This is a genomic window from Nostocoides australiense Ben110, assembly GCF_001050535.1.
GTDB lineage: Bacteria > Actinomycetota > Actinomycetes > Actinomycetales > Dermatophilaceae > Nostocoides_A > Nostocoides_A australiense.
Window position 1 is genome coordinate 2,780,636 of sequence record NZ_HG764815.1, and the last position, 6,646, is coordinate 2,787,281.

A 6,646-nucleotide genomic window follows, 5' to 3' on the forward strand; every position below is an offset into this window, starting at 1 on the left:
CCCCCCCCCCCGCCTCGATGGCAGCGATCTGGCCGGGGTCGGCATCGAGGACCGTGACGAGTTCAGGGTCCGCCGGTTCGTGAGTGCGGCCCGGCGCCGGCCCGGTCGCGGCGCCGCGCACCAGCGTGTCGAGGAGGGGGTGCTCCTCGAGGGCGGCGGCGACCCGGGTGAAATCGGACACGGCGGGGAGTTTCGCGTAGGGGAATGTGGTGATCCACATGTCCCGTGCGATCGACCAACCCGGCGGCCCTGGCCAGGACCGGCCCAACGCCTCATACGCTGCAGCCGGGTCGAACCCGCTGGGGCGCATCGACATTCGCACCAGATCGTCGAACGGTAGGTCGGTGCCGCCGACGCTCTCGAGGAAGCCACGGAGGGCCGGGTTGAACTCTGCTTCGCCGGTGAGGACGACCCGGAACTCCTGCTGCGCGGGGCTCTCCGGGATCAGTTCGAGACGCCGCAGGAAGACCGGCGCGTTGGGCTTCGGTCCGCGCCGCTCGGTCCACGTGGCGCGACCGATGGCGAGGTAGCAGCCGGGAACCCCGCGCTCGCGCGCGAGTTCCTGCTCCTTGGCCCGGATGGCCCGCGCCTTGCTGATGGCCCGCTGCTGCGTCGCGCTCTCGCGATACAGCTCGCTGAGCAGGGTGTCTTTGCTGACAAGGAGCTTGGCCAGGCCGCCCGGGTGAGCGTGGGTGACGTCGAGGACGATCGCCTGGTCCGACCACAGCAAGGTGTTGGGTCCGAACTGCTGCACGATCTCCGCGCGCAGGCGCGAGACCTGCTGCGCCGCCGCCTCCGGCGAGCCGGGTGTCGGGGCGGGAAGGGCGGTCACGGCAGAAGGCTAATCCACCGTGCGACCAGCTCCGGCGCCGCGTTCGGCGGAGAGGGCCATCGCGGCCAGGATCATGATCGCGGCAGCCCCGGTCAGGGCGATGTGAGCGAGCCAGGCGTAGCCCCAGTGCTGCACGACGATGCCGGCGACCACGCCCCCGGCGGCAGCCGTCAGCCCCATGAGCAGGTCGGCCAGGCCCTGTCCGCCGGGGCGCTCGGCCACCGTCAGCGGGCCGACGAGCAAGGTCGAGCCACTGACGAACGCCGCCGACCAGCCGAGCCCCAGCAGGAAGAGCGCCACGGTCAGCAACGCCGAGAAGCCGGCCTCCGACAGTCCCGCAAGGATCGCGGCCACCCCGAGGATGAGCCCGCCGGTCAACGCGACGGGCGGGGCGCCATACCGGTCGACGCCCCAGCCCATCACCGGCGCGAAGGCGAACATCCCGAGGATGTGCCCGCTGATGACGAAGCCGACGACGGCGAGGCTCGCGTGGCCGTGCACCAGGTGGATCGGCGTCATCACCATCACCCCGACCATCACGACGTGCGCGAGCGCCATCACCCCGATCCCCAGCGCCGCGGCCGGGTGCCGGCGGATCGCCGCGAACCCGCGGCCGACCGACCCCTTCTGATGCTCGTACTCCTCCCCCGCCAGGGTGCGGGACAGCAGCAGCGGGTCGGGCCGCAACAGCCAGGTCATCACGAGCCCCGCCAAGGTCAATGTCACCGTGCTGATGACGAACGGGCCGGCGAGGACCTCCAGGCCGAGCGTTCGGGCCAGCGGCGCCGCCGGCCCGGCGAGATTCGGGCCGAACACCGAACCGACCGTCGTGACCCACACCACGAGGGACAGGTCACGCCCACGCCGTTCGGGCAGGGCGAGGTCGGCGGCGGCATACCGGGCGCCGCTGTTGGCCGCCGTCGCCGAGCCCAGCAGCGCCGACCCGAGGAGGAAGAGGGCGAAGGATGAGATGGCCGACGCCGTGACGATCCCGAGGGCTCCGAGGGCGGCCACGACATACGCCATGGTCAGAGAGGGCCGGCGCCCAAGCCGGTGGGCGACGGCGGCGATCGGCAGCGCGAGCAGCGCCGACCCCAGGGTTTGAAAGGTGCCACCGAGGCCCGCGAGGTCGGTGCGGCCGCTGATGCGTTCTGCCAGAAGGGAACCCACCGTCGCACCGGCCGCGAGACCGACCCCGCCGAGGACCTGGGTGAGCATGAGAGTGCGGACGGTATGCCGCTGCGCCTGGGCACGATCCATGACCATCTGCACCGGCCTCACCCTATGGGGTGCGCTCCCCGACTTCGCACCACCCGTGACGACTGTCAGGTGCAGGTCGTGACGGAGCGCAGGGAGCGTGGCCGTGCCGACGGGCGAGAGTTCTGGTCATGACCACCACGCAAATCCAGCACAGGGCACAATCGGCCACCGCTTCCCCCGCCATCTCCTTGACCGGACTGACGAAGTCCTTCGGGTCCGTGCACGCGGTCCGCGGGATCGACCCTGACCATCCAGCGCGGCGAGGCCGTCGCCTTCCTCGGCACCGGCTCCCTCTTCGCCCACACCCGGCCCGTCGACGAGGTCCTTGCCGCCGCCGGCCTGACCGAGGTGGCCGACCGGACGGTGGGCAAGTGCTCCGGCGGGGAGCAACAGCGTCTCCGCTTCGCGATGTCGCTGATCAGCGACCCCGAGCTGATCCTCCTCGACGAACCCACCACCGGCATGGACGTCGCCAGCCGCCGTGCGTTCTGGGAGAACATCCACGCCGACGCCCGCGCCGGGCGCACCGTCGTCTTCGCCACCCACCACCTCGAGGAGGCCGATCAGTATGCCGACCGCGTCGTCCTGGTGCGCAAGGGGCAGATCGTCGCCGACGGCACCGCCCGGCCGGTCGGTGCGCGCCACCTGGCCCGGCGCGAGCGCGGACGCCCTGCACGGCATACCCGGCGTCGAATCCGTCGACATCCTCGGCGACACGGTGACCATCCGCGCCGCGGACTCCGACGCCGTCGCCCGCCACCTGCTGACCGCTACCCCCGCCCGGGACCTGGAGATCACCGCCCGCGGCCTCGAAGACGCCTTTGTCGCCCTGACCGGCGACGACGCCGCAGACGACACCGCACAGGAGCACTGAGATGACCACCACCATGTCAACCACCCCCATGGCCACCCGCGCCATGACCACCAGCACCATGACCGCCCCCGCCCGCGGCGGCATCAACCTCACCATCGCCCGCATCGAGTTGCGCCACATGCTGCGCAACAAGCGCACGATGATCTTCACGCTGGTCTTCCCCGTCGTGATGTTCTTGTTCATCGCCGCGCAGGGCACCGGCCAGGATGACGCCATGGGCGTCGGGGTGCGCGCCAATGTCGGGGCCTACATCATGGCGAGCATGGCGATCTACGGCGCCATCATGGCCACGACATCCGCGGGGGCCTCGGTCTCGGGTCTCGGGCTGGGGTTGTGCATCGGCTACGGGCTGGTGGTGGTCTCGCGCTTTTCGTGAGGCCCCGGTGAGATCACACTCCCGGGAGCACGCGTCATAGGGAAAGGTAAAGGACATGCCCGCCGACCTGCACCCCAACTTCCAATCGCAGTACGACGCCGTCATCGCGCGGAACCCCGGTGAGCCGGAGTTCCACCAGGCGATCTACGAGGTCATGCTCAGCCTCGCCCCCATCGCCGGCGAACGTCCGGAGTATGCGCAGTGGTCGATCCTCAAACGCATCTGCGAGCCGGAGCGGCAGATCATCTTCCGGGTGCCGTGGGTCACCGATGACGGCGAGGTGCGGATCAACCGCGGCTATCGGGTCGAGTTCAACTCGGCCCTCGGCCCCTACAAGGGCGGATTGCGCTTCCATCCCTCGGTCAACCTGTCGATCATCAAGTTCCTCGGGTTCGAGCAGACCTTCAAGAACTCGTTGACCGGTATGCCGATCGGCGGCGGCAAGGGCGGGTCGGACTTCGACCCCAAGGGCTGCTCCAATGCCGAGATCATGCGCTTCTGCCAGTCGTTCATGACCGAGCTATACCGGCACATCGGCGAGTACACCGACGTCCCAGCCGGCGACATCGGTGTGGGCGGACGCGAGCTGGGCTACCTGTTCGGTCAGTACAAGCGGATCACCAACCGATACGAGTCCGGCGCGCTGACCGGCAAGGGATTGACGTGGGGCGGCTCGCGGGTGCGGACCGAGGCCACGGGCTATGGCACGGTCTTCTTCGCCCAACAGATGCTCGGCACCCGCGGCCAGTCCTTCGACGGCAAGCGGGTCGTCGTGTCCGGCTCGGGCAATGTCGCGATCTATGCCATCGAGAAGGTGCACCAACTCGGCGGCACCGTGATCGCGTGCAGTGACAGCGACGGCTATGTCGTCGACGAGGCCGGCATCGATCTCGACCTGCTCAAGGACATCAAGGAGGTCAGGCGGGGCCGGCTGACCGAGTATGCCGATCAGCGCGACAGCGCCCGGCATGTCAGCGGCGGGTCCTTGTGGGATGTGCCGTGCCAGGTCGCCCTCCCCTGCGCCACCCAGAACGAACTTCCGGCGGCAGGCGCGAAGACGTTGCTGGACAATGGCGTCGAGATGGTCGCCGAGGGCGCGAACATGCCTTCCACGCCCGAAGCGATCGGGCTCTTCCAGGAGGCGGGCATCCTGTATGCGCCGGGCAAAGCATCCAACGCCGGCGGCGTCGCCACCAGCGCCCTGGAGATGCAGCAGAACGCCAGCCGCGACTCCTGGAATTTCGAGGACACCGAGGCCCGCCTCGAGCAGATCATGACCGACATCCACGCGGTCTGTGTCGCCACGGCAGAGGAGTTTGGCCACCCCGGCGACTACGTGGTCGGCGCCAACCTCGCCGGCTATATCAAGGTCGCGGACGCCATGGTCGCCTTGGGGGTGATCTAGGCACTCACCCGGCCGCCAGGCTCACCCCGAGGGTCACCATCACGGCCGCGATGACGCCGTCGAGGACGCGCCACGCGCCAGGCTTGGCAAACAAGGGCCCGAGCAGCCGGGCACCGAATCCCAACCCGGAGAACCAGATCACCGACGCCGCCGACGCCCCGGCCCAGAACCACCAACGCCGCTCCGCGTGGCTCGTGGCCACCGACCCGAGGAAGACCAGGGTGTCGAGATAGACGTGCGGGTTGAGCCACGTGAAGGCGAGCGCCGTCAACACCGCCGCCTTCAACGAGGTCGGGCCCAGGCCCCCCGCGACATCGAGGTGCTCGCCGTGCAGAGCCCGGCGGGCCGCCAGCACGCCGTAGCCGACGAGGAAAACGGCGCCCACCCACTTGATCGCCGTGATCAGGCCGGGGGCCGCTGCGACGATCGCCCCCATCCCGCCCACGCCGGCGGCGATGAGCACGGCGTCGGAGAGCGCGCAGATCGCGACGATCGGCAGCACATGACTGCGCTTGATGCCCTGGCGCAGCACATAGGCGTTCTGCGCGCCGATCGCGATGATCAGGGCCGCGCCGGTCAGCATCCCAGTCAGGGCTGCGCTCCAGGGGGAATCCATGCCGGCAACGCTAAAAGCCCCTCACACCATTAAGCCAACTCACTTTTCTTATTAATCATTAGACTTGCTGTATGGACGTGTCGCTGGAGCAGCTGCGCACCCTCGCCGCCGTCATCGACGAGGAGACCTTCGACGCCGCGTCGGCGGCCCTCGGCATCACTCCCTCGGCGGTGAGCCAGCGCATCAAGGCCCTGGAGAGTGCTGTCGGGCGGGTCCTCGTGACGCGCAGCAAGCCGGTGCGGGTCACGCCCCCCGGCGCGGCGGTCCTGCGGCTGGCCCGGGTCACCACGCGCCTCGCCGACGACACGGCGAACGAAATCGGCATCGGTGCCACCGCCGGTTTCGCCACCCTCCCGATCGCCGTCAACGCCGACTCGCTCGCCACCTGGTTCCTCCCCGCGCTCGCGCGCATGCCCGCTCGCTTTCGGGCCGTCTTCGACGTCCATGTCGATGATCAAGACCGCACCTTCGAACTCTTCAGCAGCGAGTCGGTCCTCGCCGCGGTCACCTCTGGCGCCCGACCGGTGCCTGGGTGCACAGTCACCCCGTTGGGATCGATGCGCTACTTTGCTTGCGCCGCACCGGATTTCACCGAGGCCCACTTCCCGCGCGGCCTGACGGCACAGGCACTCGCCACGGCCCCGGTCGTGGTCTTCAATCGCAAGGACACGCTGCAGCACCGGTTCATCGCGGACGTCGCCGGCCACCCGCTCCAACCGCCCGCGCACTATCTGCCCGCGTCCGCGGACTTCGTCCACGGCATACAACTCGGACTCGGCTGGGGGCTCGTCCCCGAGCTGCAGTATGCCGCTCTCCCCCAGCGAGATTCGCTGGTGCACCTCGCGCCGGAGCGACCGGTCGACGTCCCTCTTCATTGGCAGGTATGGAGCGTGGACTCCGCGCCGTTGCGCGCACTGACCGGGGTGGTCACCGCTGCGGCGCACCGGTCCCTGGACCCGGCACGCCGCTGACGGTTGGAAGAATCACGTCATGACGGTGGTGCTGATCGCCCTCGGCTCACGCGGCGACGTGCAACCCCTGGCCACACTCGCCGCCGAGATCACGCGCCGGGGCGGCTCCGCGCTCGTCCTCGCGCCCGACGACTTCGCCGGGCTCTGTGCCGAACTGGGCGCCGACTTCGTCCCCCTCGGCGCGGACAGCCGGGATGCCGTCGACATGACGCACGCCCGGTTCGGAAAACAACTCTTCGGGAGCATATGGGGACAGGCATGGCTCTTGCGCCGGTGGGTTCGCACCGTGGCCCCGGTCGCGGCGCGCACCGC

General features: G+C 69.6%; 7 protein-coding genes and 1 pseudogene. 5 read left to right on the forward strand and 3 right to left on the reverse strand.

The features are described 5' to 3' along the window. Together BN11_RS13390 and BN11_RS13395 are read right to left on the reverse strand one after the other, a co-directional pair. Nucleotides 1–832 (reverse strand): DUF4011 domain-containing protein (locus tag BN11_RS13390; RefSeq protein WP_048698446.1); only part of this gene is annotated, 832 nt, incomplete at its 3' end. Between the two features lie 9 nt (nt 833–841). Further along, entirely contained in the window at nt 842–2,098 is a 1,257-nt protein-coding gene (locus tag BN11_RS13395) for an MFS transporter (protein ID WP_048701481.1), read from the reverse strand. Nucleotides 2,099–2,726: 628 nt separating this feature from the next. Between BN11_RS13395 and BN11_RS25890 the strand changes: the two genes are divergently transcribed. From BN11_RS25890 to gdhA, 3 genes are read left to right on the forward strand one after another with little or no spacing between them, the layout of a single operon-like run. Continuing rightward, nucleotides 2,727–2,966 carry a hypothetical protein gene (locus BN11_RS25890; protein ID WP_327152910.1) on the forward strand — a complete coding sequence of 80 codons (240 nt, stop codon included), beginning with the start codon at nt 2,727–2,729 and terminating at the stop codon, nt 2,964–2,966. Nucleotide 2,967: 1 nt separating this feature from the next. Further along, on the forward strand, nt 2,968–3,342 hold the full coding sequence (locus BN11_RS13405; protein ID WP_053084104.1) for a hypothetical protein: 375 nt from the start codon (nt 2,968–2,970) through the stop codon (nt 3,340–3,342). A 55-nt stretch (nt 3,343–3,397) separates the two neighbouring features. After that, a complete protein-coding gene (gene gdhA / locus BN11_RS13410) occupies nt 3,398–4,747 on the forward strand; it encodes an NADP-specific glutamate dehydrogenase (protein ID WP_048698448.1) in 1,350 nt (449 codons plus the stop codon). A 4-nt stretch (nt 4,748–4,751) separates the two neighbouring features. Here gdhA and BN11_RS13415 read toward each other — a convergent pair whose 3' ends face one another. Continuing rightward, entirely contained in the window at nt 4,752–5,363 is a 612-nt protein-coding gene (locus BN11_RS13415; protein ID WP_048698450.1) for a LysE/ArgO family amino acid transporter, read from the reverse strand. Nucleotides 5,364–5,434: 71 nt separating this feature from the next. Between BN11_RS13415 and BN11_RS13420 the strand changes: the two genes are divergently transcribed. After that, complete coding sequence (locus tag BN11_RS13420; protein WP_048698452.1) at nt 5,435–6,334, forward strand: LysR family transcriptional regulator ArgP; 900 nt, start codon at nt 5,435–5,437, stop codon at nt 6,332–6,334. A gap of 19 nt (nt 6,335–6,353) precedes the next feature. Then, nucleotides 6,354–6,646: pseudogene (locus BN11_RS23835) on the forward strand (hypothetical protein); the annotation flags it as partial.